Source organism: Mesorhizobium sp. M0276, assembly GCF_040321755.1.
GTDB lineage: Bacteria > Pseudomonadota > Alphaproteobacteria > Rhizobiales > Rhizobiaceae > Mesorhizobium.
The window spans coordinates 89,348-115,397 of sequence record NZ_JAMYSC010000021.1 but is presented as its reverse complement, the minus strand read 5'-3'; the positions used below and the strand labels follow the sequence as shown (position 1 = coordinate 115,397).

The window sequence follows — 26,050 nt, the reverse complement described above, 5'->3', positions numbered from 1 at the left end:
GCCGCGAAAAGCGCCCGACACTTTCAGATGCGCGACCACGATCATCATGCCGAGCAGAAGCGTGATGGTGTCGAAATTGATCGCCTGGTAAGCGTCCTCCATGCTGAGCGCGCCGATGGCGATCATCGCGGCCCCGCCGAGCAACGCGATCCCCGCACGGTCGAGACGCAGGCCGGGGATACGGCCAATGGCAACACCGGCGTAAGTCAGGACAAGGATCAGCAGAGCCGCCGCGCTCATCAATGTCATGCGAAGGAGGCCCTGCTCGATTCGTCCAGCCCCGGCAGGGCTGCGGACACTTTAGCGCGATGTCGGCAAAGCGAAAGCGCCGTCTACGTCGAAGCCTTCACAAATCAGTGGGGTGTCCGAGGTTCTTGTCCACAATTGTGACGGGACGCGACGGTTTCGCGGTTGCAATTGATCGGGCTAATCTCAATGCACGGTGGTGACGCTGGGTTGAGGCACCGGAGCGGTCCCCGCCGGATCGAAGCTGACCTGATCGCGCCCGTTCGACTTTGCCGTGTAAAGCCTTCTGTCGGCGGCGGAGAAAATTTCCTCATAGGTGATCGGGCCGGTAAAACTCGCGCCGCCGATGCTGACGGAAAGCGGGCAAGGTCTGCCGCCGGGCGAAAAGTCCATCTCCCTGATACGTCGGCGGATGCTTTCGGCAACCATCCAGGATTGCGAGGGATCTACGCCGGGAAGAAACACGCCGAATTCTTCGCCGCCGATGCGGCCGACAATATCGCCGCCACGCAATTGCCCCTTGATCGCCTGCGCTATCAGCTTGAGCGCCTGATCGCCGCAGTCGTGGCCCAGGCGGTCGTTGATCAACTTGAAATGGTCGGCGTCGATGATCAGCAGTGCCCCCGAACGGGTCTGCTCCTCCTTGCGGGTCTGCTCCAAATAGGCCTCGACCAGCATCGAGAAGGCACCACGGTTCAGCACCGCCGTCAGGCTGTCGGTCGCGGCAATGACGCTCAGGTCGCGCTGCGCGATAGCCAGCTGGCGTATCTTCCACATGAGGAAAAACAGGAAGGATCCGCCCAGCGCCAAAGGCAGCAGCAGGTCCGTCATCTGTGCCCGCCACACGGCTTCGCGCGACAGATAGGGGAAATTAAAGGAATCGACGAAGAACGCCACGGCAATGAAGAATGCCGTACCGGCCGTGGTCACAGCGATCACCCTGCCCCAACTCGTCGGCGACAGATCGATCCTCATCGCGTTCAACTCCGTTAGTCGACGCGACTATGACGGACCAACGCAAACAAATTGATAAGACTTTCCCTCCAATTGAATAGCGCGCGGCAACGGCCGCCGCCGGCGGCCGCGCTGGCTCCCACGTTAAGAATTTCGGGCTGGTGCAGGGAAATGTCAGCGGTTGGAGGCCTGTTCGCCCAGCGTCTCGAGGACGAAGGATGCCGCGATCAGATCGTCGGCATCCAGCCGTAGGGAGCCGTCGCCAGGTCCCATGATGGCGGCGACCTTGTGAAACGTTTTCATCTCATGGTCGGAAATTTCCGCATCCCGCATTCTCGCCTTGAGTTCAGCGATACGCCGCCCCAACGAAGGGGACGTTCCAATTTCACGTTTCGACATAACCTGGATACTCCTACCCCAACCCGCGCTTGTTTTGCCCCTGCCCATTCGCCGGCCCCGCACATTGCCTTTTTATGAGGCACCGCGAATACAAGGCCCCGAACGCGCTATGGAAGCTAAGGTTCCAATCCCGCCAGATCACGAAATAATTCCGCATCGCCGCGCCCAATCGGCTGCAAGCCCAGACTAGGCTCGCTGCCGCATGGAGTTGCGGCGCTGGCAGTCGCTGGATGCCAGGACTTGCGGCGTAGATCAGATCACCGGCACAAGTCTTTGAAATTATTGGCGATCCCGACAGGATTCGAACCTGTGACCATCGGCTTAGAAGGCCGGTGCTCTATCCAGCTGAGCTACGGGACCGCTGGCCGGCCGTTGGGCCGGCTGGATACTTGACCCTGGCTGCCGTTCAATGCGTCCAGGGCGTCCTGCGGTCATAGCGGAAATTCTCCGCATAGGAAATCTGGCGGCGCTTGGTCTCTTTCGGCTCCTCGACGCGGTAGGCGAGCCCTTCCTTTTCGGCATAAGCCACCGCCTCTTCGCGCGTATCGAAGGTGAGCCTGATCTGGCTTCTCATGTCTCGCGACGTCGTATAGCCCATCAGCGGGTCGATCTTCTTGCGCGTCTCGGGGTCGAATTCCAGCACCCAGTAGCCGGTCTTGGCCGTGCCGGACTGCATCGCGGTTTTGGCAGGGCTGAAAATGCGCGCGGACATGGCCACCTCGTTATTGTGCAAGGCAGCATCGCCGCCCTTCGACCGTCATTACTGCGCAATGCGCATGGCGGCAAGGTTTTTGCACTTGCCATGCTCCACTGAAATGAATAGGCAACAGACCGTACGGAGTGTAGCGCAGCCTGGTAGCGCATCTGGTTTGGGACCAGAGGGTCGGGAGTTCGAATCTCTCCACTCCGACCACTCCCTGAAAAAATGCAAATGCCCCGCGCGCAAATGCGTGTTCGCCCGACGCCGACTCCGGCAGTCGGCCTTGTCGCAACAGGTTGCCGGTGCAAGTCTGAGGGCAGCAATGCGGGTGCCATTGCCCGCTCGAACTTCGGCAAACAGGAATTTCAGATGCTTGGGATCGATGCTTGGGTGTCGCTGTCTGGACCGGCCTACTTTGCCTATGCTGTGAGATCAGCCCCAAAAGCCTAAATCTCGAACTCGCCCTGCCCTTCATCCATGGCATTGACGGTTTCTGCGGCGAGCGTGCGCGTGATCGGCGTCTTGCGCTCGAGCGCGGTGCGGTCCAGCCTTTCCACCACGCGCATCGCTGTCGCCAGCGAGCGCTCGATGCGGCGCACCAGATACTGCACGACATGCGGCTCGACCTCGACCTGGCGGTCGGCGAACAGCTTGGTGATGACGCCGGCGAGCAAGAGATCGTCGGGCTCATGGATCTCGACCGTCGCCGCCGCCTTCAACCGAGAGGAAAGGTCAGGCAGCGTGACACCCCAGGCCGACGGAAAGCGGCGCGCCGTCAGGAGCAGTGTCGAGCCGGCGCCGCGCACCGCGTTGATCAGATGGAACAGGCCTTGTTCGTCAATCGCTCCTTTATCGACATCGTCGATCAGTGCCGCGCGGGCGCCGAGATTGGCGATGCTGTCACCGATACGCTTGACGTCGACCGCCACCGCGTCGGCACGTTTGCGCCATATGGAGGCCAGATGTGTCTTGCCCGAACCGGCGGGACCGGCCAGCACCACAACCTGCGAAGGCCAGTCCGGCCAGCGATCGACCAAGGCTACAGCCTGGTTGTTGGTGCCTGAGACGACGAGCTCGTCGCGCGTATAGCCGGTGCCATGGCCGAGATCGAGCGGCAACTGGCGCGGCGGGTCGGTTGGTTGGCCAGTCACTTCAGCGACGCGGTTGCGTGCGGTGGCCGCCGCCGCGATCTGCCTGAAGCTGCGGCACGGGCGCGGCGCCGTGGCCCTTGTAAAGCGGCGATTCGAGATAGCGGGCGATGGCAAACCGCACCAGCACGGCAACGGCAGCAGAAGCCGGCACAGCGATCAGCAAGCCGACGAAGCCAAACAGCGCGCCGAACGCAAACAGTGAAAACATCAGCCACACCGGATGCAGGCCGACGCTTTTGCCGACCAGTCGAGGCTGCAGGATGTTGCCTTCGATGAACTGGCCGATGAAAAACACCACCGCGACGGCGACGATCATCGTCCAGTCCGGCCAGAACTGGACGAAGGCTACGCCGACGGCGAGCACCAGTCCGGTGAGCGAACCGACATAGGGAATGAAGGAGATCAGCCCGGCGAACAGGCCGATGAGAATGCCGAAATTCAGCCCGGTCAGCGTCAACCCGGTGGCATACATGGCGCCCAGCACCAGGCACAGCGTGCCCTGGCCGCGCACGAAGCCGGCGGTGGCGGTGTTGATGTCCTTGGCGATGGCGCGCACCGTCGCGACATTGTCGCGCGGCACCCAGCTGTCGATGACCGCCACCATGCGATCCCAGTCGAGCAGCATGTAGAAGGCGACCACCGGCGTCACCACGAACAGGCTGACCACCGAAACCAGCGCCACGCCGGAACTCCATATCGAGGTGAAGACCGTGGTGAGCAGGCCGAAGCCGGAGGTCAGCAGCGAATTCAGCCCGTCACGCAGGCCATTGGCGTTGACACCGAATTTCTGTTCCAGCCATTTCGGATCGAAAGACGTGATCAGGCTCTGCAGCCGGGTCAGGTATTCCGGCAATTTGCCGGCGAAATCGGCCATCTGCGTCGCCAGCACCGGAATAAGGATGACGAAGGCCAGCACCAGCACGATGAGGAAGGCGATGAGGATGACCACCGTCGCCATGAAGCGGGACAGGCCGAGCCGCTGCAGCCGGTCAGCGACCGGATCGAGGAAGTAGGCCAGGACCATGCCGGCGACGAACGGCAAAAGGATGCCTGAGAAGACGTAGAGGAAGACCGCCAGCAGGACGGCGCTGATCAACCAGAAGCGGATCTGGCGGCGAAACGCCAGAGACGCAGTTTCGCCTGCCGCCGCAGCCTCGGCGGCCGCTTCGATTGATTCCTGGTCAGGTGTCCGGTTTGGAGCCTTCGCCATAGCCGCTCATATGCCTCAGCCAAGCCACGAGATAGGCCGCGGCCGAAGCCACGGTCAAGACCCCGGACAGCAATAGGAGGACTGGCCTTAGCGGGTCGAGGTGAACCGACAGGGCAAGTTCGCCGAGCACCACCGAGGCCAGCACGATCTGGATGGCGGTGTTGGCCTTCGACACGAAAAGCGGCTTCATCTCGACCGGATGAGCCATGACGGAGGACAATAGGACCGCGCAGACGATCAACGCATCGCGCGACACCATGGTGATGACCAGCCACAGCGGCAATTGCCCGATAAAGCCCATGACGACGAAGACCGAAACCAGCAGCAGCTTGTCGGCCATCGGGTCGAGATAGGCGCCGAGCCTTGACTGCTGGTTGAACCGGCGGGCGATAAAACCGTCGACGCCGTCGGAAATGCCGGCAACGAGAAACCCGGCAAAGGCCCAGTCCCAGCTTGCCTGCAGCATTGCCAGCACCACCGCCGGCACCAGAACAAAGCGCAGGATGGTGATCAGATTGGGGATGGTCAAAGCGTGCCTGCCGGGTTTGCTTCTGATACATGATGGAGACGGAGGAGGATCGCAAGGGAGCAGCGCGCCAGACATGGCAAAGGTCTGTGTGTGAACCACCCCTGCGCCCTGCCGGTCGGCCATCTCGACAGTCTCGCGTATGCGATGTCCCTAACCTTCACGGAAAAGGTGCGGCGACACTTTGCTTGATCAGACCGCAGACGCCTCGAGGATGGAAATGGGTCCTCGGGTCTGAATCACTCGTTCAAGGCGTAGCCCGGCGGCGTCGAACAAGCTTGCATATTGGGTCCGCGTTCTCTCCAGGCCGCCAGTGACGGCGAGCATGACCACGTCGATACCCTTGATCTGGTTCGGTTCGTCACCTGGCGGCACGAGCGTCTCGGCCACAAGCACCTTCCCGTTCGGCAGCATTGCCTTGCGGCAATTTCGCAGGATCTCCGCGGCACGCCCATCATCCCAATCGTGAACGACCTTCTTGATGATGTAGACGTCACCGGTGGGAACGCTTTCAAAGAAATTACCGGCGACAAATTCGGTGCGCGGCAGGTCGCCTCCGGCACCCTGGCGTGCTGCCGCGACGCCCGAAGGCAGATCGAAAAGCACGCCGTCCAGGTGAGGGTTGCGCGCCAGGATCGCCGAGAGAAGCTGGCCATGTCCGCCGCCAACGTCGACGATCCGCGTGAACGGCTTGAAATCGTAAGCTTCGGCAACGGCCTCGTTACTACCTTGGCTCAAGGCGACCATGGCACTCTGAAACAAGGCAGCCTGCTCCGGATGTTCCGACAGCCAGTCAAACCTTGGGCTCCCGAAAACCTTGTCGAAGGCCGGCTTTCCAGTGCGAACAGAATGCAGGAGCTGCTCGAAGGCAAGATAGGCCTCGCTGTTGATCATACGGACGAAGTCACGGGGACCCGGCCGATCGGAGCGCAGCACCGCACCAACCTCCGTCAATTCGAAATGACGGGGCAGCACTTCGCTAAACACCCCTTCAGGCGCGAGAAGTCGCATTACACGATAAAGCGAGTCAGCATCCGATTGAGTGGCAGCCGCCAGTTCATCCACCGACCGCTCGCTGGCAGCCAGGAGATCGGGGATGCCGAGTTCGATAATGACGCGCAGCGCCTGTGACACGGCGAATCCGAGCCCTAGCCTCATGATCTGTTGCGAAGGATTGAGCATGGCTTGTTCCCCGATGCCTGATGCCTGATGCCTGATGCCTGATGCCTGGCAACAGAGCACCAACAACAACTACTTACAAGGATGCAAAGGGGTGAGACGAAATGGAGATGCGAGGTTTTGCCTCCGATGAGAAACGAGGGCGGAGGAGATTCTGCACAAGGGCGCCATCGCCTCGCTTTTATCGGGGGCAAAAGCCAACCATTCTGTCGTCATCCTTGCGAGGCGCAGCCGTTCATGCGAAGAGCCCGCAAACGAGCAGGAAAATTGCGATGAGCAAGCGCGACACAAGCCAGCCCAAAACGGGCCAGCCCAAAACGAGCAAGCGCAGGAACGGGCTCACCAACGGGCTCACCTATGCCGAGGCCGGCGTCGATATCGACGCGGGCAATCTCATGGTCGAGAAGATCAAGCCGCTGGTGCGCGCTACGCGCCGGCCGGGCGCCGATGGCGAGATCGGCGGTTTTGGCGGCCTGTTCGACCTCAAGGCCGCCGGCTTTATCGATCCGGTGCTGGTGGCCGCCAATGACGGCGTCGGCACCAAGCTCAAGATCGCCATCGATGCCGGCAAGCACGATACGATCGGTATCGATCTCGTCGCCATGTGCGTCAACGACATCGTCGTGCAGGGTGCCGAGCCGCTGTTCTTCCTCGACTATTTCGCCACCGGCAAGCTCGATCCCGACCAGGGTGCCGCGATCGTCGGCGGCATTGCCGAGGGCTGCCGCCAGGCCGGCTGCGCGCTGATCGGCGGCGAGACGGCCGAGATGCCCGGCATGTACCACGGCAACGACTACGACCTTGCCGGCTTTGCAGTGGGCGCGGCAGAACGCGGCCAGCTCTTGCCCACCGACGACATCGTCGAAGGCGACGTGCTGCTGGGCCTCGCTTCCTCGGGCCTGCATTCGAACGGATATTCTCTGGTGCGCCGCATCGTCGCCGTCAGCGGCCTGGCGTGGGGCGATCCGGCGCCATTCAACGACGAGGCCACGCTTGCCGAGGCGCTGCTTGAGCCGACCCGCATCTACGTCAAGTCTATCCTCAAGGCTATCCGCAACACGCATGGTATCAAGGCGCTCGCTCACATCACCGGCGGCGGCTTCCCGGAAAACATTCCGCGCGTGCTGCCCAAGGATTTTTCGGCCGAGCTCGACCTCGAGGCGATCGATGTCCCTTCAGTGTTCTCGTGGCTGGCCAAGACCGGCGGCGTGGCGCCGGAAGAGATGATGCGCACCTTCAATTGCGGCATCGGCATGATTTTGGCGGTCGCGTCCGGCCAGGCGGCGCAGGTTGCCGCCGTGCTGCAGGAGGCCGGCGAGACGGTGACGCCGATCGGCCGCATCGTGCCGCGCCGAGATGCCGGCGTCATCTATCGGGGCTCGATCGGCCTATGAGCGCGCAGAAGAAACGCACCGTTGTCCTGATCTCGGGACGCGGCTCCAACATGACCGCGCTGATCGCGGCAGCCAGCGACCCGGCCTTCCCGGCCGAGATCGTCGGCGTCATTTCCGACAAGGCCGACGCTGCCGGCCTCGGCATCGCCAGGGCGCGCGGCATCGCCACGCAGGTCATTCCGCGCGCCGATCACGGCAGCAAGCAGGCTCATGACGCCGCCATCGACGCAGCGCTCGCGGCATTCAACGCCGAGATCGTGGCGCTGGCCGGCTACATGCGCATCCTCACCCCCGGCTTCGTCCAGAAATGGCAGGGCCGCATGATCAACATCCACCCTGCCCTGCTGCCTGCTTTCAAGGGGCTCGATACTCATGCGCGTGCACTCGCCGCCGGCATACGCATCCATGGCTGCACCGTGCATTTCGTCACCTCCGAGATGGATGACGGCCCGATCATCGCCCAGGCGGCCGTGCCGGTGATGATCGGCGACACCGCGGATACACTGGCTGCCCGCGTACTGAAGACGGAGCATCGGCTCTATCCGCTGGCGCTGGGGCTGGTCGCCGAGGGCAAGGCGCGCATGGAGGCCGGCCGCACCGTGCTTGCCCATTTTGCCGACGATGCCGACAACAGCACCTCGGTGGTGATGGCCCCCGACCCGCTGCGCGAGGAAGCCGACCTCGAGCATCTGGCGCGCATCACGCCGTGAGTATCGAGAGCGTGGCGATGAAACAGCTTCTCCTGCTTCGCCACGCCAAATCGAGCTGGGACGATCCGGCACTCGATGATTTCGACCGTCCACTCACCGATCGCGGATTGAAGGCAGCACATTTGATGGGGCGTGAGCTTGCGGCGCGCGACTGGCTGCCGGAACTGGCGCTGGTGTCGCCGGCATTGCGCACCCGCGACACCTGGCGGCTGGTGGCGGCGGAACTGCCTGCGCATCCCAAGGTCGCATTCGCCAAGGCGCTCTACGACGCTTCAGCGGCGGATATTCTAAGCCAGATTCGTCAGGTCGATCCGTCGGACGGCAGCTTGCTCGTGGTGGGACACAATCCGGGTCTGGAAGATCTGGCCAACCAGCTTGCCGGGCCAGGATCGGAGGCCAAGGCGCGCAAGAAGCTCGAGGAAAAATTCCCGACAGCGGCCCTCGTGCGCTTCGTTTTCGAGGGCGACTGGTCGGCCTTGTCTTGCGCCCGGCTGACACATTGTCTGCGGCCGAAGGATCTGGGCTAGAATCCAGGCGCGGCAGACCGAGCCTGCCATGCAGCGGACCCCAGCCAATCCAATTTTATTTTTGGCCGAGAACTGTTTGTTGCCGACAGCGAAGATTGGCCGCTTGGGCCAGCGCCCCCGGCTGGTGCTACTCTGCGCAAAAAACAAGAGCGGCGGGCCAAGCCCACCGCTCTTTGTAGTCAAGACTTGGTAGTCAAGACTTGCCTGGATTAGCGGCCCCAGATGCCCCGGCCAGACTCAGCCGGCACCTTGGCGTTGGCGTCGCCCTGTGCCTTCGAGGGCTTCAGGATCGAGCCGGTGCGCGTGGTGTCGATGTTGAAAGTCGACTGGCCCGAAATCGACTGGCTCGAAGTCGACTGGTTGGGAACCGGCTGGTTGGCGTTGTAAGATCCGTAATTGTCGCTGCCGGCAAAAGCAGTGCTCGTGGCCACAAGGATGGCTGCGGCAGTGAGTGCGATCTTGGTCATTTTATTTACTCCAATGGTTCTCTGTTCTGTCCGTCTAATGCGTGCCCTTGGGAGGAATTTCGCGTCGCTCGGACCTCCCCGAGATGGGTTTGCCCTGCCGCGGATTCCAATCACGAAGATGTTCCAAAGATTGTGAGATTTCGGTCCTTGAAACTCGACAAATGGCCTTGGCAATCATAATTTTATCATTCAAAATCAAGTTGTTAACAGACGTCACCACCGCAGGCGCGACCGTGCAGCGAGCCGGTCGTTCACCAAGGGCTGCACGGTCCGTCAACGGAAAACGAACCGATCGGTTCGATTTGTCTGGATCGACTGGTTCCAGCGTTCTCTTCTGAGCGCCGAAAGGGTTCCAATTGTGTGGGCCTGACCTACGCCGGATGACAGCCGGCTGTGTTTTTGCGGCTTCCAATCTGTTGGTTTGGAGGCTGCGGTTCACGGTGCCCGTCGGCCGTGCATTTGCCTTGGCGTCAGATCGATATTATCGCTTGTGCACGACCATCAATCCGACGCGACCTTGGCTGTGCCGGTCGAAGAACGGGCGGAATTCCGGGTGACCTGCTTTCCAGGAAAGCGATAGAAATGCGGCTGCTGCTCGTCGAGGACAATCGCGAACTGGCTGACTGGCTGGGCAAGACTCTGCGTCAGGCGAATTATGTCGTCGACATCGTTCATGACGGCGAGGATGTCGAGCACGCGCTGGCCGCCGGCGACCACGCGCTTGTCATCCTGGACTTGGCGCTGCCGCGCATGGGTGGGCTGGAAGTGCTGCGCATGCTGCGGGCGCGCGGCAACCGAGTGCCGGTGATCGTGCTGACCGCCAATGCCAGCCTCGACGGCCGCGTCAAGGGCCTCAATGAAGGCGCCGACGACTATCTGGCAAAGCCGTTCCAGATCGAGGAGCTGGAGGCTCGCATCCGCGTGCAGCTGCGCCGCGCCAATGACCGCACCGCGCCTGTCGTTGCCTGCGGCGATCTCGTCTTCGACACCAATACCCGGCTGTTTTCGCTCGCTGGCGAGACATTGGCGCTGACGCCGCGCGAACACGCAGTGCTGGAGCAATTGATGGTCAAGGCCGGACGCACAGTGAGCAAGGCGGCGTTGTTGGCCGCGATCTATGATTTCGAGACCGACGCCGACCCCAGCGCCATCGAGATCTATGTGCACCGTGTACGCAAGAAGCTAGAAGGATCTCGTGTCCAGATCGCCACCTTGCGTGGCCTCGGCTATCTCTTGCGTCATGACGATTTGGCGCCATGAGGATTAGCAGCCTCCGTTTGCAGTTGCTGGCCTGGGTGGTGTTGCCGCTCGCCGGGCTCGCCACCATTAACCTGTGGACCAGCCACCGCGGCGCGCAGGCGACCGCCGATCTGGTCACGGACCGGATGCTGTTGGGTTCCGCACGCGCCATCGCCGAGCAGGTCGCCATCGTCGACGGCGTGCTCGACGCCACGGTGCCGCCGGCGGCGATCGAGATGTTCGACACCGGCGATCGCGACAGCGTCTATTATCGTGTCGAGACGGCTGGCGGGCGTTTGCTGACCGGCTACCCCGACCTGCCCGAAGGTCCGAGGCAGCCCAGCACAGAAGGGGTCTATCGCGGCCACGCGCTGCGGCTGCTGACATTCAATCATGCGGTGGTCGGCGCCGGCGCTGACTCGCCAATATCCGTCACCGTTGGTGTCACGCCGGCCGGGCATGATGCGATGGTGAAACGGCTGTGGCTGAGCGCCTTTGCCCAGCAACTGGCGCTGGTGGCCATTGCCGGCATCTTCGTGCTGCTCGGGCTGCGTCGCGGTCTGGCGCCGCTGATCCGGCTGCGCGACGCGGTGCGCTCGCCAGGCCGCAGCAAGCTTGACCCGATCGAAGTGCCGGGGGCGCAAAGCGAGATTCAGCCGCTGATCGATGCGTTGAACGCCTACATGGAGCGGGTGCGCGCGCAGATGGCGGCGCAACGCCGCTTCATCGCCAATGCGGCGCACCAGTTGCGCACACCGCTGGCGCTGCTGTCGACACAGGCAAGCTACGCGCTTCGCGAAAGTGCTACGGAGGCGCGCCAGGAAGCCCTGGTGGCGCTGCAGGCAAGCTCCGGCAAGCTGGCGCGGCTGGCCGAACAGTTGCTGACCTTATCGCGAGCCGAACCCGGTAGCCGGCGGCCGCGCGCCGACCGCATCGACCTGACCGACGCCGCCCGGCACGTGCTGGAAACCCAGGCGCCGGCCGCGATCGCTCGCAGGATCGATCTCGGCTTCGAGGAGGCTGGCCCCGTACCGGTCATCGGCGACGGCACCATGCTGCGCGAGATGATCGTCAATCTTGTCGACAATGCGCTTCGCTATTCGGCAGCCGGCGGCAGCGTCACGGTGAGACTGGCGGCCACAGACGGCGAAGCCGTGCTGAGGGTCGCCGATGATGGGCCCGGCATTCCGGCGGAAGAGCGAGACCATGTGTTCGAACGCTTCTACCGCATTGCCGGTTCGACGGAGGAAGGCAGCGGGCTTGGCCTCGCCATCGTGCGCGAGGTCATCGAAAATGCCGGCGGACGCGTCACCCTTGGAGATGGCGCGACCGGTGGCCTGGTGGTTGAGGTAAGATTGCCTTTGGCCTGATCGCATGCCGAAGTGGATCAGGTCCCCTGCTCGTTGAACGGCGCCGGCCGCCATTTGACGACGTAGTTCTCGAAGCGGGTGATGATGAACTCCACCACCAGCGCCATCACCGCCAGGATGATCATGGCGGCAAAGACACCATTGGCGTTGAAGGCGCCCTGCGCCGTGGAGATCAGCAGGCCCATGCCTTGCTTGGCGCCGAGGAATTCGCCGACCACCGCGCCGACCAGGGCAAAGCCGAAGCTGACATGCAGGCTGGCCAGGATCCAGCTCATCGCCGACGGGATGATGACGGTGCGGGTGATCTGGAATGGCGAAGCGCCGAGGATCTGGGCGTTGGCGATCATCGCCCGGTCGGCCTCGCGCACGCCCTGGAAGGCGTTGGCGAAAACGACGAAGAACACCATTACCACGGCGAGCGCCACCTTGGAGGCCATGCCGAGGCCGAGCGCGATGATGAACACCGAGCCCAGCACGACGCGCGGCACCGAGTTGGCGATCTTGATGTAGATCGAAAAGACGTCCGCCAGCAGCCGGTTGCGGCCGAGGATGATGCCCGCGGCGATGCCTCCGACGGCGCCTATGACGAAGCCGAGGAAGGTTTCCTCGAGTGTCACATAAATTTGCACCCAGAGCGGACCTTGCGACGTGCCCTCGGTGACCCACACCCAGATCTGGTCCCAGATACCGGACGGGCTGGCGAAGAAGAACGGATCGATGATGTTGTGGTCGGCACCGAGTTCCCATAGGCCGAGGAAGACGACCAGGATAGCCAGGCGTAGGCCGATGACCAGCGCATGCCGGCGGCGGAGCCGCGCCTTCGCCCGGCCTTCGGCAACGGCAATGGAGGCATCGCGGACGGCGGCTTGGGAAGTGGTGGGAGATATGGCGGTCATGGCAGCGTCTCCTCTCAGAGCAATTCCAGGAAAAGTGCCAAGCGGTTTTCCGTCCGGAATTGCGAAAAACAAAACCATTAGAGCGGGTCGGCGACCCGCTTTAATGGCCGGTTTGCAAGGTGCGGCTCTGGCCGAGTTGCACTTCCTCGCGCAGGTCGTTCCAGATCACTTTGGCGATCTCGACGAATTTCGGGTCGTAGCGAATGTCGGCCATGACGCGCGGACGCGGCAGGTCGATGCGGTAGACGCTCTTGACCGTGCCCGGCCCGGCCGTCAGCACATAGACCTTGTCGGCCAGTGCCACTGCCTCCTCCAGGTCGTGAGTGACGAACACGACGGAAGACTTCTGCTGCGACCACAGACCCAGCAGCTCGTCCTGCATGGCGGTGCGCGTCTGCATGTCGAGCGCGCTGAACGGCTCGTCCATTAGCAGGATCTTGGGCTGGTTGATGAAGGTCTGAGCGAGCGCGACGCGCTTGCGCATGCCGCCGGACAGCTGGTGCGGATAGTGCTTTTCGAAGCGGCCGAGGCCGACACGGGCGATCCAGTCACGCGCCAGCTCATAGGCCTGCGCCTTTGGCATGCCGCGATAGAGCGGGCCGGCGGCGACATTGTCGATGACACTGCGCCAGGGAAACAGCGCGTCAGCCTGGAAGACGAAGCCGATGTCGCGGCTGATATCGGTGACGGGGCTGCCCATGACACGGACATTGCCTGTCGTCGGCCGCAGCAATCCGGTGACGAGATTGAGCGTCGTCGACTTGCCGCAGCCGGTCGGCCCGACGACGCAAGCGAATTCGCCGCGCGCCACCGTCATGGTGAAATCGCGGATCGCCGTCATCATGTGGCCGTCCGGTGTGACGAAGCGCAACGTCACGTCGTCGATGGCGATCGCCGCATCGGCTGGCAGTGCGGCCTGAGACAGCTTCTCGGCCGCCATGGGTTGCAGTTGCATGACACACTCCTGTCGCGATGGGGCAAGGGAGCCCGCAACGCTGCCGCGGGTCTCCTGGTGGTCCGGCAAGGCCGTGCCGCTGCCGGTTAGATTCAAGCAAGCGGCGCAAACCGTTGTTCTTCAGCGAGCGGAGACGGGAAGCAGTGCCCGTCGGGCGACGCTACTTGGCAGCGTCGACGAACGTCGTCGTATAGGTCTTCGACAGGTCGATCTGCTTGCCTTGCAGACTCTTGGAGAATGTCGAGAGGACCTTGAGCACGGTTGGCGGGCCGTCGGCCGGCATGCGGCCGTCCGGCGTGAACATCGCCTTGCCGCCGGCCAGCCCCTGCACGTAGAGGTCCCTGTTGCCAGCGTAGTAGTCCTTCGGCATCTTGTCGGCGATCTCCTCGGCCGAATGCGTTGCGATGAACTTCATCGTCATGACGAAGGCATTGGCGAGTTTCTGTGCCTCATCCTTGTGGTCTTCGAGCCAAGCGGACTGGACGTAGAAGGACGCCGCCGGATAGGGGCCGCCCAGCGCTTCCTTGGTCTTTTCAGGGGTACGCATGTCGACCAGGACACTGGCCTCACCGGTCTTCAGCAATCGGCCAATCGTCGGCTCGGTGGTCATGCCGGCCTGGATCTGATCCTGTTTGACGGCGGCAATGAAGGTGTTGCCGGCGCCGACTGGCAGCAGCGTATAGTCGCCGGGCTTCAGCCCGTTGCGCACGGCCAGATACTGACTGAGGAAATCGGTCGACGAGCCGAGGCCGGTGACGCCGAGCGTGGCGCCCTTGAAGTCGGCCGGCGATTTGATTTCGGGATGCTTGGCGGAGACCAGCTCGACCTCGCCCGGCGCCTGGCTGAACTGGACGATCGACTGGATGTATTTGCCCTTCGACTGCAGGTCGACGGTGTGGTCGTAGAAGCCAACGACGCCCTGCACGGCGCCGGCCAGTAGTTCGTTCTCAGCCTCGACGCCGGCGCGCGAGTTGACCAGTTCGACGTCGAGCCCCTGGTCCTTGAAGTAGCCGAGCTGTTGGGTGAGCACGGCCGGCAGATAGATTTGCTTCTCCATACCGCCGACGATGATGGTGATCTTGTCGGCCGCCGATGCCGCCGTGGCGCCTGTCGCAGCGATGACAAGGGTTAGCGCCGCTGTGCGCAAGGCGCACTTCGAGATGAAACCGGTCACGAAACTTCCTCCACTTGGGCGACGCGCCGTGAAGCTGCGCCGCATTCTCCTCCTCGCCGGCCGCTTGAGGACCGGTTATGCGGTGACACCGCGACCCTGTCATGGCACGCCCAAGCTTTCAGCTGGCTTTCAGCCACTGGGCGAAAAAGGTTAGCCGCAATGCCGTGCCGGGGCGCCCAGTCCCAGCACGTCGCGCATGTCATATTCGCCGGGTGGGCGCCCCGCCACCCAGAGTGCGGCGGCGATGGCGCCGCGGGCGAACATGACACGGTCGCCGGCCGCATGCGACAGGGTCACGGTCTCGCCCTCGGCGCAGAAGCCGACGCTGTGTTCGCCAATGATGCTGCCGCCGCGCATCACCGCAAAGCCGATCTCGCCTGCTGGGCGCGGGCCGGTGACGCCGTCGCGGACCCGCCTTTCGACCGTTTCCAGGTCAATGCCACGCCCGCCGGCGGCGGCTTGCCCGAGCATCAGCGCCGTCCCCGACGGCGCATCGATCTTGTGGCGGTGATGCGCCTCGACAATCTCGACATCCCAGTCGTCGGGATCGAGCGCTTTCGCCGCCTGCTCGACCAATCCGGCCAGCATGTTGAGCCCAAGCGAGTAGCTGCCGGAGCGCACGATGGCGACGCTCTTCGCGGCGGCTGCAATAACGGCAAGCTCGGCGGCGTCGAACCCGGTCGAACCGATCACAAGTGCTGGCCCGCTACGCGCGGCGCAGGCTTCGGCGAGCGCGGCGGACGCAGCCGGCGTGGTGAAATCGATCACGACATCGGCCATGGCAAGCGCCTCGTCGCGGCTCACCAGACCTTCGCCGACGATCCCCGGCCGGTGGAATCGGGCGGCAAGCGCCAGCCGCGCATCGGCCCGGACGGCATCCGCCATCTGGCGCCCCATGCGGCCGAGCGCACCCGCGACGGCGATCTTGATCGGTGGTTGCGACATCGCGCCGACGCCTGAGACTATTTCCACATGCCGCGCATGCGCGCGCCGATGTCGACGCGCACTTCAGGCCGGGCTGCCCTACCCTGTGCTGCCTGCGCGCTCGGCCACGATACCTGTTGGAATGCCGCAAGGATCGAAGCCGGGATGAAGCGCGTGCGCGAGGCATAGAGATGGCGGTCGCCGCGCGCCGCCTGGCCGTGCGGAAAGAAGCGTTGCGGCATGACCAGGTTGAGATTGTCCTTGGCCCGTGTCATCGCCACGTAGAGCAACCGGCGCTCCTCATCGATATCTTCCTTGGTGCCGACGCCGAGATCGGCCGGGATGCAGCCGTCGACCGTGTTCAGGACGAAGACATTCTTCCATTCCTGGCCCTTGGCCGAGTGGATGGTCGAGAGGATCAGATAGTCCTCGTCGCGATGCGGTGGGCCGGCCTGGTCGCTGGTCGCATCGGGCGGGTCGAGCGTCAGTTCGGTGAGAAAGCGTTCGCGCGAGACATAGCCCGAACCGATCTGCTCAAGCTGCAACAGGTCGGCGCGCCTGGTCGTCGCGTCCTCGTGGATGCGCTCCAGATGGGGCTCGTACCACAGCCTGATCTGTTCGAGATCGGCCGGCCATTTGGTGCCGGCCCGCAGGCCGGAATAGAGCGAGACGAAACGCGGCCAGTCATCGGCCGCGCGTTGCGGCGGGCGCCAACCGGCCAGGCCCATCGCTTCGTCGAGCGCCGTCGTCATCGTCTCGACTATCTGCGCGGCGGCCGAAGGGCCGATGCCCGGCATCAGTTGCAGCACACGGAAGCCGGCGACGCGGTCGCGCGGGTTTTCGGCGAAGCGCAACACCGCCAGCACGTCCTTGACGTGAGCGGCATCGAGGAACTTCAGGCCGCCGAACTTGACGAAGGGAATGTTGCGACGGGTCAGCTCGATTTCCAGCGGCCCGCTGTGATGCGAGGTGCGAAACAGCACCGCCTGGGATTTCAACGCCGTGCCGGCCTCGCGCTCGGCCAGGATCGTATCGCAGACGAAATTGGCCTGCTCGACCTCGTCGCGCACGGTCACCAGCCTCGGTCTGTCGGTCGACTTGCGCTCCGACCATAGGTTTTTGGTGAAGCGCTCCGAGGCCTCGCCGATCACGGCATTGGCTGCGGCGAGAATGGTTTCGGTCGAGCGGTAGTTGCGCTCCAGCATCACCACGTCGGCGGCCTGCGCGAACTGTTTGGGGAAGTCGAGGATGTTGCGCACCTCGGCGGCACGGAACGAATAGATCGACTGGGCATCGTCGCCCACCACAGTCAGCCCGGCGCCGTCGGGTTTCAGCGCCAGCAGGATCGAGGACTGCAAGCGGTTGGTGTCCTGATACTCATCGACCAGCACATGGTCGAAACGGCCGCTCAGATGGGCCGCCATTTCAGGCTCGGCCGCCATCTGCGCCCAATAGAGCAGCAAATCGTCATAATCGAGCACGTTCTGCGCCTGCTTGGCCTCGACATAACCGGCGAACAATTGCTTCAGTTGCTCCGCCCAGCCGGCGCACCAGGGAAAGGCAGACCCCAATACCTCGTTGAGCGGCGCCTGTGCATTGACGGCACGGGAATAGATGGCAAGGCAGGTGCCCTTGGTGGGGAAACGCGCTTCCGTCTTCGAGAAACCCAGTTCGTGGCGGACCAGATTCATCAGGTCGGCGGAGTCCTCGCGGTCATGGATGGTGAAGGCCGGGTGGAGGCCGATCTCCAGCGCATAGTCGCGTAGCAGCCGCGCGCCGATGCCGTGAAAGGTGCCGGCCCAGGTCAGCGCATCGGTGATGACCGCGGCATCGCGGCCGAGCACTTCGCCGGCAATGCGTTCGACGCGCTTGGCCATTTCGGACGCGGCGCGGCGCGAGAAGGTCATCAGCAGGATGCGGCGCGGGTCGGCTCCCTTGACGATCAGATGGGCGACGCGATGCGCCAGTGTGTTGGTCTTGCCCGAACCGGCGCCGGCGATGACCAGCAACGGGCCGGCGATCTTGCCGTCGCCATGCTCGACGGCCTGGCGTTGGGCATCGTTCAGCCGGGCGAGATAGGCAGGCTGGACGGTCGGTTCCCGGAAAGTCGAATCAGCGGTGGCGAGGTTCATCGCCCATCAAGCATCGTTTCTGCTTTGTTCGCAACGTTGATGCGAAGCAGACATAGCCTAGCGGAGCGAGGAAACGTGTCACCGCTAGCGCTGGGGATCGACGCCCATGGCGGCTGACTGTCGGCGCAAGGTCTCGCGATCATATTTCAACGGCGGCAACAGCAGCGGGTCGACTGTATTGGGCACGTCTTCGACCATCTTCCTGACGATGCGATAGGCGACATAGGCCAAGGCGCCAGCAACAAGCAAACGGAACATGGTTGCAACACTCCTTTGGAGCAGGACCAACCGAGGAGACAGCATTTGGTTCCCTGCCGATCAACCACGCGCGGTCTACGATCGAAGGCGGCGATGGCTTCGCTGGCGCTTCCCCGATGCGTTCTCGAAGGAACCTGGCGTTGCGAAATTCGTGTCCTGTGTGGCCTCCGGAGCTGAGGCCGCAGGCTCTTGAAGAAGAAGGCCGGCGCCGCTTGGGAGGAAGGGAGCGCCGGCCAAGCGGATAATGAGGTCCGCCGCGCAGCAGAAGGTAGCTGAGTCTTTCCCCAGCGTCATCGGGGGATTGTCTTCGTTAAAAGCGTACCAACAACCAAGGCGCCCGTTTTGCCGACGGCAAGCATTGCGAGTTCGATGCGATCCCACAGGCTTCCGGCCGCGCTATGCCAGATTGTTGCACTCCGGCATCCAGCCGGGCCGCAGCGCCGTCAATGCGAGGGCTTCGGAGCTCGGCCTTTATCTCATCGGCTTTCACAATCCGGTCACCGGACTGCTGCGCGAAATCTCGATCGAGGCAGAGCAGATCGCCGACGACATCAGCTACCGACGAAACCGAAGGAAGGCTGCCGAAATCCTGCCGGTATGATTTGGCGCGTGAGGAACTGAGTTCTCAGCCTGCCGCGCGCAGCCAGACCTTGTTGTCGTGGAAGGCAGCACCGCCATAGGGTGCCGGCGCATCGGCGCCTGTCAGCACGTTGATACCCTCGCCACGCTCATGCGCGCTGTTTGGCCAGATGCCTTCGGCGATGACCACGCCTCGCTTGATGCCCTCGAAGAGTTTTGCGTGCAGCACGACTTCTCCACGCTGATTGCCGACTTCGACGCGATCGCCGTCGGCCAGCCCATGTTCCGCGGCATCGTCGGGATGCAACAAGAGTTCCGGCCGGCCTTCCCTGGCCTTCGACACCGGCGTCTCCGAGAATGTAGAGTTGAGGAAGTTGCGCGCCGGCGACGTCGCCAGCCGGAACGGATGCGCCTCGTCGGCGACCTCGATCAAGTCGACATGGTCGGGAAATTCCGGCAGCCGCGCCACTGGGCCGAACAGGCCCATGCTTTTCGGCGGCCGGTTGGGTGCCGCCTGCCCGGTCCAGTCGGCGCGGAAGCGGAATTTGCCATCGGCATGGCCAAACCCCTTGATGAAATGCGCCGTGTCGAAATCCGGCTGCAGGTCGACCCATTTGTCTTGCTTCAAGCTGTCGAAGCTGCCCAGCCCGCGCTTGCCCAGGATGATGTCGATATGCTGCTGCTCGGTGAGACCAAAACCCGGACGGTCGGCGACCCCGAGACGCTCAGCCAATTCCTCGATGACGAAATGGTTGGTGCGCGGCCCTTCCGGCGGCTCGATCAATTTAGGGCCAAGCGTGATGTGCTGGTTGCCGCCGCCCTTGTAGACGTCATCATGTTCAAGGAACATCGTCGCAGGCAGCACGACATCGGCGAGCTTGGCCGTGTCGGTCATGAATTGCTCATGCACGCAGGTGAACAGGTCGTTGCGCATAAAACCTTGCTTCACCAGCCGCTGTTCCGGCGCGACATTAACTGGATTGGTGTTCTGGATCAGCATCGCCGTCACCGGCGGGCCGCCATAAAGTGCATCGCTGGCGCCGGTCAACACCGGGCCGATGCGTGAATGGTCGAGATGACGGATCGAGGGGTCGCGCATCTTCGTGCCTTCGAGCACATCCTGGTTGAGCTTGAAGATGCCGGAATTGGAGTGGAAGGCGCCGCCGCCCTCATATTGCCAGCTGCCGGTGACAGCCGCGATACAAGATGCGGCATGCATGTTGACGGCGCCATTGCGCTGACGCGCGAAGCCATAGCCGAGGCGGAAATAGGTTTTCTTGGTCGTGCCGACTATCCGGGCGAAGGCCTCGATCTCGGCGACCGTCAAACCTGTGATATCAGCCGCCCACTCCGGCGTGCGCGTCCGCAGATGGGCCTCAAGCCCTTTCGGGTCGTCGGTGTATTTTTCGAGATAGGCGCGGTCAGCGAGGCCGTCGCGGAACAGCACATGCATGATCGCGCAGGCCAGCGCGCCATCGGTGCCTGGCTTCAGCACCAGGCCGAGATCGGCCTGCTTCATCGTCGCGTTCTCGTAGACATCTATGACGACGATCTTCGCGCCGCGCTCCTTGCGCGCCTTGATGGCGTGGGTCATGACGTTGACTTGGGTCACCACCGCATTGGTGCCCCAGATCACCACGCAGTCGGATTTCGCCATCTCGCGCGGATCGGGACCACGCAGCGCGCCTGCCCCCATCATCCAGCCGGTCCAGGCAAGATTGGTGCAGATCGAACCGAAGAAGCCGGAATATTTCTTGGCATGGCGCAGCCGGTCGATGCCGTCGCGCTGCACCAGTCCCATCGTGCCGGCATAGTAATAAGGCCAGACCGACTCCGAGCCGAATTTTTCCTCCGATGCGATGAACTTCTCGGCGACAAGATCGAGCGCGGCTTCCCAGCTCGCTTCCTTCCAGGCGCCATCGCCCTTGGCACCGGCGCGGATCAGCGGCTTCAGAAGCCGGTCGGGATGATGGACGCGGTCGGCATAGCGCGCGACCTTGGCGCAGACGACACCGGCCGTATAGCTGTTGGACTTGGCGCCATGGACGCGGCCGATGCGGTTGCCGTCGAGCAGTTCGACTTCGAGCGCGCAGGTCGACGGGCAATCATGCGGGCAGGCCGAATGGCCGATTCTGAGGTTGGCGTGCTGGTTCATGAACTGAGGTTAGCCGGTTCCAGACGTAGCGTGTAGGGCCAGATTTGCCCATAAGCTGCCTTTGGGAGATGTCTTTTCCACCTGATATGGTGCGGCGGTGGTTCACCCTCCCCTTGATGGGGAAGGTCGGCGCGCAGCGCCGGGGTGAACTGCTGCGCTGCCCCCACCCCGCTCCGCTTCGCGGATCGACCCTCCCCACAAGGGCGAGGGTAAATCACTCGGCCGTGCCTTCCTCATATTCGGCCGACATGGTCAGCCATTTCTCCTCATGGCCGGCCAGCGTCTGGGCGAGTTGCGAGCGCTCCTTGGCTAGTCGGGTCGCTGTCGACGGGTCCTTCTCGTAGACAGCCGGATTGGACAGCTCGTCCTCGATGCCGTCGATGCGCCTTCTGATGCGGTCCATCAGCGCCTCGGTGGCGCGGATCTCCTTCGCCAGCGGCTCAAAAGCGGCGCGGCGCGCTGCCGCATCGCGGCGGCGATCGGCTTTTGACGCCTTGTCGGCCTCGCGCTTGCCGCGGCGGTCGCCTGATACGCCGGTGACCAGCGTCTTGTAGTCTTCCAGGTCGCCATCATACGGGTTGACCGCGCCGTCCTTGACCAGCCACAGCCGGTCGGCGGTCGCTTCCAGCAGATGCCGGTCGTGCGAGATCAGGATGACGGCGCCGGGAAACTCGTTCAGCGCATGGATCAGCGATTCGCGGCTGTCGATGTCGAGATGGTTGGTCGGTTCGTCGAGGATGAACAGGTTCGGACCCTCGAAGGCCGACAGCCCCATCAACAGCCGCGCCTTCTCGCCGCCGGATAGATCCTTGGCGGCGGTGTTCATCTTCTCGGTGGTGAGGCCGAACTGCGCGACACGACCGCGCACCTTCGATTCCGGGGCCTCCGGCATCAGCCGGCGGACATGCTCATAGGCGTTCTCTTCCGGCCTGAGATCGTCGAGTTGATGCTGGGCAAAGATCGCCACCTTCAGCCCGGGCGCCACCGTCATGGTGCCGCTCTCTTGCTTCAGCCGGCCGGACAGCAATTTGGCGAACGTCGACTTGCCGTTGCCATTGGCGCCGAGCAGCGCGATGCGATCGTCGGCGTCGATGCGCAACGTCATCTTTTTCAGGATCGGCTGCCCCTCGGTGTAGCCGACATTGACGTTGTTGAGCGCCACGATCGGTGAGGCCACCGTCTTCACCGGTTCGGGGAATGAGAATGGCCGCACCGAATCGTTCACGATTGCCGCGATCGGCTTCATCTTCTCCAGTGCCTTGATGCGCGACTGTGCCTGCCTCGCCTTGGAGGCCTTGGCGCGGAAGCGTTCAACGAAGGATTCCATGTGCTTGCGGGCGGCCTCCTGCTTGACGCGGCCCTTCTCCTGCAACTCCTTCTGCTCGGTGTACTGGCGCTCGAACTGGTCGTAGCCACCGCGCCAGAAGGTCAGCTTCTTCTGGTCGAGGTGAACGATCGAGTTGACGGCGCGGTTGAGCAGGTCGCGATCGTGCGAGATCAAGAGCACTGTGTGCGGATATTTCGACACATAGTTTTCCAGCCACAGCGTGCCTTCGAGGTCGAGATAGTTGGTCGGCTCGTCGAGCAGCAGAAGGTCGGGCTCGGCAAACAGCACGGCGGCGAGTGCCACGCGCATGCGCCAGCCGCCGGAAAAGGACGAGGCCGGTCGCCGCTGCGCGGCGTCATCGAAGCCAAGGCCGGCAAGAATGGTGGCGGCGCGTGATTCGGCGGAATGCGCGTCGATGTCAGCCAGCCGCATGTGGATGTCGGCGATACGGTGGGGATCGGTTGCCGTCTTTTCCTCTTCGAGCAGCGCCGAGCGTTCGAGATCGGCCTTGAGCACGATCTCGATCAGCGCATCCTCGGTACCCGGAGCTTCCTGCGCCACCTGGCCGATGCGGGTGCTCTTCGGCAGACCGATCGAGCCTGTCTCCGAGGGAAAATCCCCGGTGATAGCTTTGAACAGCGTCGTCTTGCCGGTGCCGTTGCGGCCGACAAGGCCGGCCTTGGTGCCGGCCGGCAAGGTCAGCGAGGCATGGTCAAGAAGCAGGCGTCCGGCCATCCGGAGCGAAAGGTCGTTGATGATCAGCATGGCCGCGCTTTTGCACCGGACACCAACGCTTCGCAAGGCCTTGCGGGCCAGTTGGCCGCACACGGCCTGGAAACGACGCCCGCAAGGGCGTCGTCGAAGCAGTCGATCACGACTCGCCTACCGGCCAAGCAGGATTCAGACAGTCGCCTTGCGCTTCGTCGCCTTGGCCGCTGCGGCCGGCGCTGCTGCCGGCTTGCGGCCAAGTCCTGTCGACTTTGCCAGCGCCGACCGCGTCGCCGAGTAGTTTGGCGCAACCATCGGATAGTCCGGCGGCAGACCCCATTTGGCGCGGTAGTCGTCCGGGCTCAGGCCGTGGTCGGTCCGTAGATGCCGCTTGAGAGACTTGAACTTCTTCCCGTCCTCAAGACAGATGATGTAGTCAGGAAACACCGACTTCTTCGGATTCACTGCCGGAACAAGATTTGGCGTTTCCGTGACAACTGCACCGGCGAGCTTGCGAACCGAAGCACTGACGCTAGCAATCAACTCAGGCAAGCCAGAAGCCGGAAGTGGATTGTTGCCTACATAGGCCGAGACAATATCGGCCGTTAGCTCGATAACGGTCTTATCATCGATATTTGACAATTCTTTCATCCTATTTGCGACAAAATCCTCCACCCCAGCGAAGACTTACGTCGATGTATCTCTTTAACCGCGTCCCCCAACGGACCGCCAATCTCAACAAGGAGCAAAGAATCGGCAAAAGTAGCTTTCATCCGAAATCGACGTCACGCAACTTAGAAAATCTAATACTTCGAACCAGCAGATTTCACGGCGGGGCCATCGGCCAATATCTCTAAAATACGCCTCCAGAGTGCGCAACGCCTGAAATCCTTCTGTTCTATCGCCTTTTCGGCCTTCATCGCGGCATAGAGCGGCGCCTCCGCGCCGAATTCCTTGATCAGCCAAAGCGCTTCCCGAACGGCCAGGCGTTCATTTTCGTCAAACATGGTTTTCGGCCTCCGATCGTTCCACGCCGACCGTGACGCAGCTGCCGATGACCAGGACGGCTCCGACAATGGCCGTCATCGTCAGCCGTTCACCGGACAGCGTCAGCAGCAGGGTCGAAGCGACCGGCGTGAGATAAGCGACGACCGCGACCTTGCCGCTACCTTCGAGCTTCAGGGCGCGAGACCAGAAATAGTAGCCCAACCCCATCGGGCCGGCGCCCAGATAGAGGCCGAGGGCCAGGTCCGTACCGAAGGGCCAGGTGAAACCGTCGCGAACACACCACAGAAACGTCATGGCGACGCCGATCAGCGCCGATGGCAGCAACAGACGATCCGGTGAGGTGGCAACCCGGCCCACCATGATCGAATAGAATGCCATGCACAGTGCGGATCCGAATGCGGTGAGATAGCCGACGAGATCGCCCTGGAGCCAGGCTTGGTTGAGCCCTCCCGAAATCACCAAAGCAACGCCAATAAAACCCACCACCGCGGCAACGCCAAGCAGAGCCGGGCGCCGCGGATTTTCCAAAATGATGACCGCCGCCGCGACCATCAACGGCCAGGTGTAGGCCAGCAGATTGGCCTCGATCACCGGCATCGACGAGAAGGCTATGTATTGCAGCACCATGGTGCCGACCAGGCCGATGAAGCCGACCGCGAGAGCCATGGGTGCGGCTCCGGCCGCGACCGGCGCGGCGTTTTCCCGGCTCATCAACCGGATGGCAGCAAAGACGATTGCGGCGCCTGCAAACTGCAGGAACTGCACCTGCGACACTGGGTGGCTGGCCAGCAGGGATTTGCCGACCAGCGCGTTGGTCGACCATAACGCCACCGCGCCGGCGGCGAAAACCAGCGCGGATATCGAGCCCGATCCATGCCTGAACAATCGGCATCGAGCACTATGCTCAACCATGGTCCTGCCCGAAAACCGGTTCCCATTTTTCAGAATCATGGCTAATCACCATGATTCCCTGGCTCCACCCGGAACCGGCGCGTCGACGGCGGCAGGCACTGGATGCTCTGCCTCGAACCGGCGATAGGCCGGCAGCTGGTTGGTCCAGACATCTTCGGCCAGTTCGCCGACCCACTCACGGTCGTGGTCGTTGTCGGCGGCGAGATAGAACATGCGGTTGTCGTCGACATAGGGTTTGGCCACCGAGCGCTGGTTGAGCACCAGCGTGACGCGCTCGCCGAACCGGATCGGGGCGGTGCGATGCAGGACGCCCAGGAACTGCCCCAGCGTCGCGTAGTTCATCTTGTGATCGATGCGCATGACGCGGTTGCGGGGAATCTCGCGGCCGGATTCGAGGATAGCGCGGCCGGTTTCGGAGTCGTCGCAGTAGATTTCGAGATGGCCGCCGACCAGCGGATTGCTGATCGACAGTGGAATGAGTTCGGTGACAGGAACACCATCGCAATGCCATTCCACGGCGCCGTCCTTTGGATTCATGAAAGTAACCGTCGAGCCGACGATCGACAGCGGATAGGGCTCCAGCTTGGTGCCCATCATGTCCGACAGCCGCTCCAGGCGCAGCTTGTCATGCAGCAGTTCCTTGATCTCGGGGATGAAACGGTCTGCCCCGGTGATGAAGGTCAGATCGAGGTGCTTGTGCACGGCATGGCTGGCCTTGAGCTTCAGAGCAGCCTCCTCGATCGCGGCAAGCAGTGCCGGATCGTAACCATGCAGATATTGCGCGACGCCGAAATTCGACACTTTCCAGGCGGTTTCGTGACCGATGATGGCCTCGCGGCTCATCGCATAGCGCAATTCGGGTATGGTATGGGCGTTCATTGTACTTCTCCAAGTGAGGGTAATCACTTAGTTAGCAGTCGATTAAATTAGCACCCCCTGTAAAATTAGGA

Annotated in this window: 27 protein-coding genes and 2 tRNA genes; 7 read left to right on the top strand and 22 right to left on the bottom strand. The window is 62.8% G+C overall.

Annotation, left to right across the window (positions count from 1 at the left end; genetic code table 11):
• From NKJ01_RS18320 to NKJ01_RS18300, 5 genes are all read right to left on the bottom strand, one after another.
• Positions 1-249, bottom strand: a 249-nt coding sequence (locus NKJ01_RS18320; RefSeq protein ID WP_352729907.1) for an SLC13 family permease, incomplete at its 3' end; no start/stop codon positions are given.
• Positions 250-432: 183 nt separating this feature from the next.
• Positions 433-1,221, bottom strand: a complete 789-nt coding sequence (locus tag NKJ01_RS18315) for a GGDEF domain-containing protein (RefSeq protein WP_023761938.1) — start codon at positions 1,219-1,221, stop codon at positions 433-435.
• 153 nt (positions 1,222-1,374) lie between these two features.
• Positions 1,375-1,599, bottom strand: coding sequence for a hypothetical protein (locus tag NKJ01_RS18310; protein WP_023761937.1), 225 nt, complete (start codon positions 1,597-1,599; stop codon positions 1,375-1,377).
• A gap of 283 nt (positions 1,600-1,882) precedes the next feature.
• Positions 1,883-1,959: transfer RNA gene (locus NKJ01_RS18305), tRNA-Arg, on the bottom strand.
• Between the two features lie 46 nt (positions 1,960-2,005).
• Positions 2,006-2,311, bottom strand: a complete 306-nt coding sequence (locus NKJ01_RS18300; RefSeq protein WP_352487619.1) for an ETC complex I subunit — start codon at positions 2,309-2,311, stop codon at positions 2,006-2,008.
• 124 nt (positions 2,312-2,435) lie between these two features.
• On the opposite strand from NKJ01_RS18300, the gene NKJ01_RS18295 reads away from it, so the two are divergent.
• Positions 2,436-2,512, top strand: a tRNA-Pro gene (locus NKJ01_RS18295).
• Between the two features lie 233 nt (positions 2,513-2,745).
• Here NKJ01_RS18295 and hdaA read toward each other — a convergent pair.
• From hdaA to NKJ01_RS18275, 4 genes are all read right to left on the bottom strand, one after another.
• Positions 2,746-3,450 (bottom strand): DnaA regulatory inactivator HdaA, encoded by a 705-nt coding sequence (hdaA, locus tag NKJ01_RS18290; RefSeq protein ID WP_352729904.1) that lies wholly within the window; start codon positions 3,448-3,450, stop codon positions 2,746-2,748.
• Between the two features lies 1 nt (position 3,451).
• Positions 3,452-4,660 carry an AI-2E family transporter gene (locus NKJ01_RS18285; protein ID WP_352729902.1) on the bottom strand — a complete coding sequence of 403 codons (1,209 nt, stop codon included), beginning with the start codon at positions 4,658-4,660 and terminating at the stop codon, positions 3,452-3,454.
• Positions 4,632-5,189 (bottom strand): CDP-alcohol phosphatidyltransferase family protein, encoded by a 558-nt coding sequence (locus tag NKJ01_RS18280; protein ID WP_352729900.1) that lies wholly within the window; start codon positions 5,187-5,189, stop codon positions 4,632-4,634. Before NKJ01_RS18280 ends, NKJ01_RS18285 begins: the two co-directional genes overlap by 29 nt.
• Before the next feature lie 189 nt (positions 5,190-5,378).
• Entirely contained in the window at positions 5,379-6,368 is a 990-nt protein-coding gene (locus NKJ01_RS18275; RefSeq protein WP_352729898.1) for a methyltransferase, read from the bottom strand.
• Between the two features lie 269 nt (positions 6,369-6,637).
• On the opposite strand from NKJ01_RS18275, the gene purM reads away from it, so the two are divergent.
• From purM to NKJ01_RS18260, 3 genes are read left to right on the top strand one after another with little or no spacing between them, the layout of a single operon-like run.
• Positions 6,638-7,759 carry a phosphoribosylformylglycinamidine cyclo-ligase gene (gene purM, locus NKJ01_RS18270; protein ID WP_352729896.1) on the top strand — a complete coding sequence of 374 codons (1,122 nt, stop codon included), beginning with the start codon at positions 6,638-6,640 and terminating at the stop codon, positions 7,757-7,759.
• Positions 7,756-8,469: a phosphoribosylglycinamide formyltransferase gene (purN, locus tag NKJ01_RS18265; RefSeq protein ID WP_352729894.1), complete on the top strand. Its 714-nt coding sequence runs from the start codon at positions 7,756-7,758 to the stop codon at positions 8,467-8,469. Before purM ends, purN begins: the two co-directional genes overlap by 4 nt.
• Positions 8,470-8,486: 17 nt before the next feature.
• The gene (locus NKJ01_RS18260; RefSeq protein WP_023761928.1) at positions 8,487-8,996 is read left to right on the top strand and encodes a SixA phosphatase family protein; all 510 of its coding nucleotides are present in this window, start codon (positions 8,487-8,489) and stop codon (positions 8,994-8,996) included.
• A gap of 209 nt (positions 8,997-9,205) precedes the next feature.
• On the opposite strand, the gene NKJ01_RS18255 is transcribed toward NKJ01_RS18260, so the two are convergent.
• Positions 9,206-9,463 (bottom strand): DUF680 domain-containing protein, encoded by a 258-nt coding sequence (locus tag NKJ01_RS18255; protein WP_352729892.1) that lies wholly within the window; start codon positions 9,461-9,463, stop codon positions 9,206-9,208.
• Between the two features lie 582 nt (positions 9,464-10,045).
• Here NKJ01_RS18255 and NKJ01_RS18250 point away from each other — a divergent pair.
• On the top strand, positions 10,046-10,723 hold the full coding sequence (locus NKJ01_RS18250) for a response regulator (RefSeq protein ID WP_352599055.1): 678 nt from the start codon (positions 10,046-10,048) through the stop codon (positions 10,721-10,723).
• Positions 10,720-12,072 (top strand): sensor histidine kinase, encoded by a 1,353-nt coding sequence (locus NKJ01_RS18245; protein WP_352729890.1) that lies wholly within the window; start codon positions 10,720-10,722, stop codon positions 12,070-12,072. Before NKJ01_RS18250 ends, NKJ01_RS18245 begins: the two co-directional genes overlap by 4 nt.
• Before the next feature lie 17 nt (positions 12,073-12,089).
• Here the strand turns inward: NKJ01_RS18245 and NKJ01_RS18240 are convergent, their stop codons facing one another.
• The 6 genes from NKJ01_RS18240 to NKJ01_RS18215 form a co-directional block, all read right to left on the bottom strand.
• Complete coding sequence (locus NKJ01_RS18240) at positions 12,090-12,968, bottom strand: ABC transporter permease (RefSeq protein WP_023761924.1); 879 nt, start codon at positions 12,966-12,968, stop codon at positions 12,090-12,092.
• Positions 12,969-13,068: 100 nt separating this feature from the next.
• Positions 13,069-13,923, bottom strand: coding sequence for an ABC transporter ATP-binding protein (locus tag NKJ01_RS18235; RefSeq protein WP_023761923.1), 855 nt, complete (start codon positions 13,921-13,923; stop codon positions 13,069-13,071).
• A 160-nt stretch (positions 13,924-14,083) separates the two neighbouring features.
• Positions 14,084-15,097, bottom strand: a complete 1,014-nt coding sequence (locus NKJ01_RS18230) for an ABC transporter substrate-binding protein (protein WP_352599059.1) — start codon at positions 15,095-15,097, stop codon at positions 14,084-14,086.
• A 150-nt stretch (positions 15,098-15,247) separates the two neighbouring features.
• Complete coding sequence (gene dapB / locus NKJ01_RS18225; protein ID WP_352729887.1) at positions 15,248-16,042, bottom strand: 4-hydroxy-tetrahydrodipicolinate reductase; 795 nt, start codon at positions 16,040-16,042, stop codon at positions 15,248-15,250.
• Between the two features lie 17 nt (positions 16,043-16,059).
• Entirely contained in the window at positions 16,060-18,153 is a 2,094-nt protein-coding gene (locus NKJ01_RS18220; RefSeq protein ID WP_352729885.1) for an ATP-dependent helicase, read from the bottom strand.
• A gap of 84 nt (positions 18,154-18,237) precedes the next feature.
• Positions 18,238-18,411: a hypothetical protein gene (locus tag NKJ01_RS18215; protein ID WP_352729883.1), complete on the bottom strand. Its 174-nt coding sequence runs from the start codon at positions 18,409-18,411 to the stop codon at positions 18,238-18,240.
• A 406-nt stretch (positions 18,412-18,817) separates the two neighbouring features.
• Here NKJ01_RS18215 and NKJ01_RS18210 point away from each other — a divergent pair, with 406 nt between their 5' ends.
• Complete coding sequence (locus tag NKJ01_RS18210) at positions 18,818-19,012, top strand: hypothetical protein (protein ID WP_352729881.1); 195 nt, start codon at positions 18,818-18,820, stop codon at positions 19,010-19,012.
• Positions 19,013-19,036: 24 nt separating this feature from the next.
• Here the strand turns inward: NKJ01_RS18210 and NKJ01_RS18205 are convergent, their stop codons facing one another.
• The 6 genes from NKJ01_RS18205 to NKJ01_RS18180 all read right to left on the bottom strand — a co-directional run bounded on the left by NKJ01_RS18205 (position 19,037) and on the right by NKJ01_RS18180 (position 25,979).
• On the bottom strand, positions 19,037-21,145 hold the full coding sequence (locus tag NKJ01_RS18205) for a molybdopterin-containing oxidoreductase family protein (RefSeq protein ID WP_352729879.1): 2,109 nt from the start codon (positions 21,143-21,145) through the stop codon (positions 19,037-19,039).
• A gap of 214 nt (positions 21,146-21,359) precedes the next feature.
• Positions 21,360-23,237: an ABC-F family ATP-binding cassette domain-containing protein gene (locus NKJ01_RS18200; RefSeq protein WP_352729877.1), complete on the bottom strand. Its 1,878-nt coding sequence runs from the start codon at positions 23,235-23,237 to the stop codon at positions 21,360-21,362.
• 135 nt (positions 23,238-23,372) lie between these two features.
• Positions 23,373-23,831, bottom strand: coding sequence for a Ros/MucR family transcriptional regulator (locus tag NKJ01_RS18195; RefSeq protein ID WP_023761547.1), 459 nt, complete (start codon positions 23,829-23,831; stop codon positions 23,373-23,375).
• A 152-nt stretch (positions 23,832-23,983) separates the two neighbouring features.
• A complete protein-coding gene (locus NKJ01_RS18190) occupies positions 23,984-24,187 on the bottom strand; it encodes a hypothetical protein (protein WP_023761548.1) in 204 nt (67 codons plus the stop codon).
• A complete protein-coding gene (locus tag NKJ01_RS18185) occupies positions 24,180-25,100 on the bottom strand; it encodes a DMT family transporter (RefSeq protein ID WP_352729875.1) in 921 nt (306 codons plus the stop codon). The genes NKJ01_RS18190 and NKJ01_RS18185 overlap by 8 nt, the downstream gene beginning before the upstream one ends.
• A 45-nt stretch (positions 25,101-25,145) precedes the next feature.
• Positions 25,146-25,979, bottom strand: a complete 834-nt coding sequence (locus NKJ01_RS18180) for a hypothetical protein (RefSeq protein ID WP_023761550.1) — start codon at positions 25,977-25,979, stop codon at positions 25,146-25,148.
• Positions 25,980-26,050 lie beyond the last annotated feature (71 nt).

Excerpts from the sequence above, each read along its gene's own strand:
- NKJ01_RS18315 (WP_023761938.1), bottom strand. The coding sequence starts at position 1,221 with ATGAGGATCGATCTGTCGCCGACGAGTTGGGGCAGGGTGATCGCTGTG.
- NKJ01_RS18310 (WP_023761937.1), bottom strand. The coding sequence starts at position 1,599 with ATGTCGAAACGTGAAATTGGAACGTCCCCTTCGTTGGGGCGGCGTATC.
- NKJ01_RS18300 (WP_352487619.1), bottom strand. The coding sequence starts at position 2,311 with ATGTCCGCGCGCATTTTCAGCCCTGCCAAAACCGCGATGCAGTCCGGC.
- NKJ01_RS18285 (WP_352729902.1), bottom strand. The coding sequence starts at position 4,660 with ATGGCGAAGGCTCCAAACCGGACACCTGACCAGGAATCAATCGAAGCG.
- NKJ01_RS18275 (WP_352729898.1), bottom strand. The coding sequence starts at position 6,368 with ATGCTCAATCCTTCGCAACAGATCATGAGGCTAGGGCTCGGATTCGCC.
- purM (WP_352729896.1), top strand. The coding sequence starts at position 6,638 with ATGAGCAAGCGCGACACAAGCCAGCCCAAAACGGGCCAGCCCAAAACG.
- purN (WP_352729894.1), top strand. The coding sequence starts at position 7,756 with ATGAGCGCGCAGAAGAAACGCACCGTTGTCCTGATCTCGGGACGCGGC.
- NKJ01_RS18260 (WP_023761928.1), top strand. The coding sequence starts at position 8,487 with ATGAAACAGCTTCTCCTGCTTCGCCACGCCAAATCGAGCTGGGACGAT.
- NKJ01_RS18255 (WP_352729892.1), bottom strand. The coding sequence starts at position 9,463 with ATGACCAAGATCGCACTCACTGCCGCAGCCATCCTTGTGGCCACGAGC.
- NKJ01_RS18250 (WP_352599055.1), top strand. The coding sequence starts at position 10,046 with ATGCGGCTGCTGCTCGTCGAGGACAATCGCGAACTGGCTGACTGGCTG.
- NKJ01_RS18245 (WP_352729890.1), top strand. The coding sequence starts at position 10,720 with ATGAGGATTAGCAGCCTCCGTTTGCAGTTGCTGGCCTGGGTGGTGTTG.
- NKJ01_RS18240 (WP_023761924.1), bottom strand. The coding sequence starts at position 12,968 with ATGACCGCCATATCTCCCACCACTTCCCAAGCCGCCGTCCGCGATGCC.
- NKJ01_RS18235 (WP_023761923.1), bottom strand. The coding sequence starts at position 13,923 with ATGCAACTGCAACCCATGGCGGCCGAGAAGCTGTCTCAGGCCGCACTG.
- dapB (WP_352729887.1), bottom strand. The coding sequence starts at position 16,042 with ATGTCGCAACCACCGATCAAGATCGCCGTCGCGGGTGCGCTCGGCCGC.
- NKJ01_RS18220 (WP_352729885.1), bottom strand. The coding sequence starts at position 18,153 with ATGAACCTCGCCACCGCTGATTCGACTTTCCGGGAACCGACCGTCCAG.
- NKJ01_RS18215 (WP_352729883.1), bottom strand. The coding sequence starts at position 18,411 with ATGTTCCGTTTGCTTGTTGCTGGCGCCTTGGCCTATGTCGCCTATCGC.
- NKJ01_RS18205 (WP_352729879.1), bottom strand. The coding sequence starts at position 21,145 with ATGAACCAGCACGCCAACCTCAGAATCGGCCATTCGGCCTGCCCGCAT.
- NKJ01_RS18200 (WP_352729877.1), bottom strand. The coding sequence starts at position 23,237 with ATGCTGATCATCAACGACCTTTCGCTCCGGATGGCCGGACGCCTGCTT.
- NKJ01_RS18195 (WP_023761547.1), bottom strand. The coding sequence starts at position 23,831 with ATGAAAGAATTGTCAAATATCGATGATAAGACCGTTATCGAGCTAACG.
- NKJ01_RS18190 (WP_023761548.1), bottom strand. The coding sequence starts at position 24,187 with ATGTTTGACGAAAATGAACGCCTGGCCGTTCGGGAAGCGCTTTGGCTG.
- NKJ01_RS18185 (WP_352729875.1), bottom strand. The coding sequence starts at position 25,100 with ATGGTTGAGCATAGTGCTCGATGCCGATTGTTCAGGCATGGATCGGGC.
- NKJ01_RS18180 (WP_023761550.1), bottom strand. The coding sequence starts at position 25,979 with ATGAACGCCCATACCATACCCGAATTGCGCTATGCGATGAGCCGCGAG.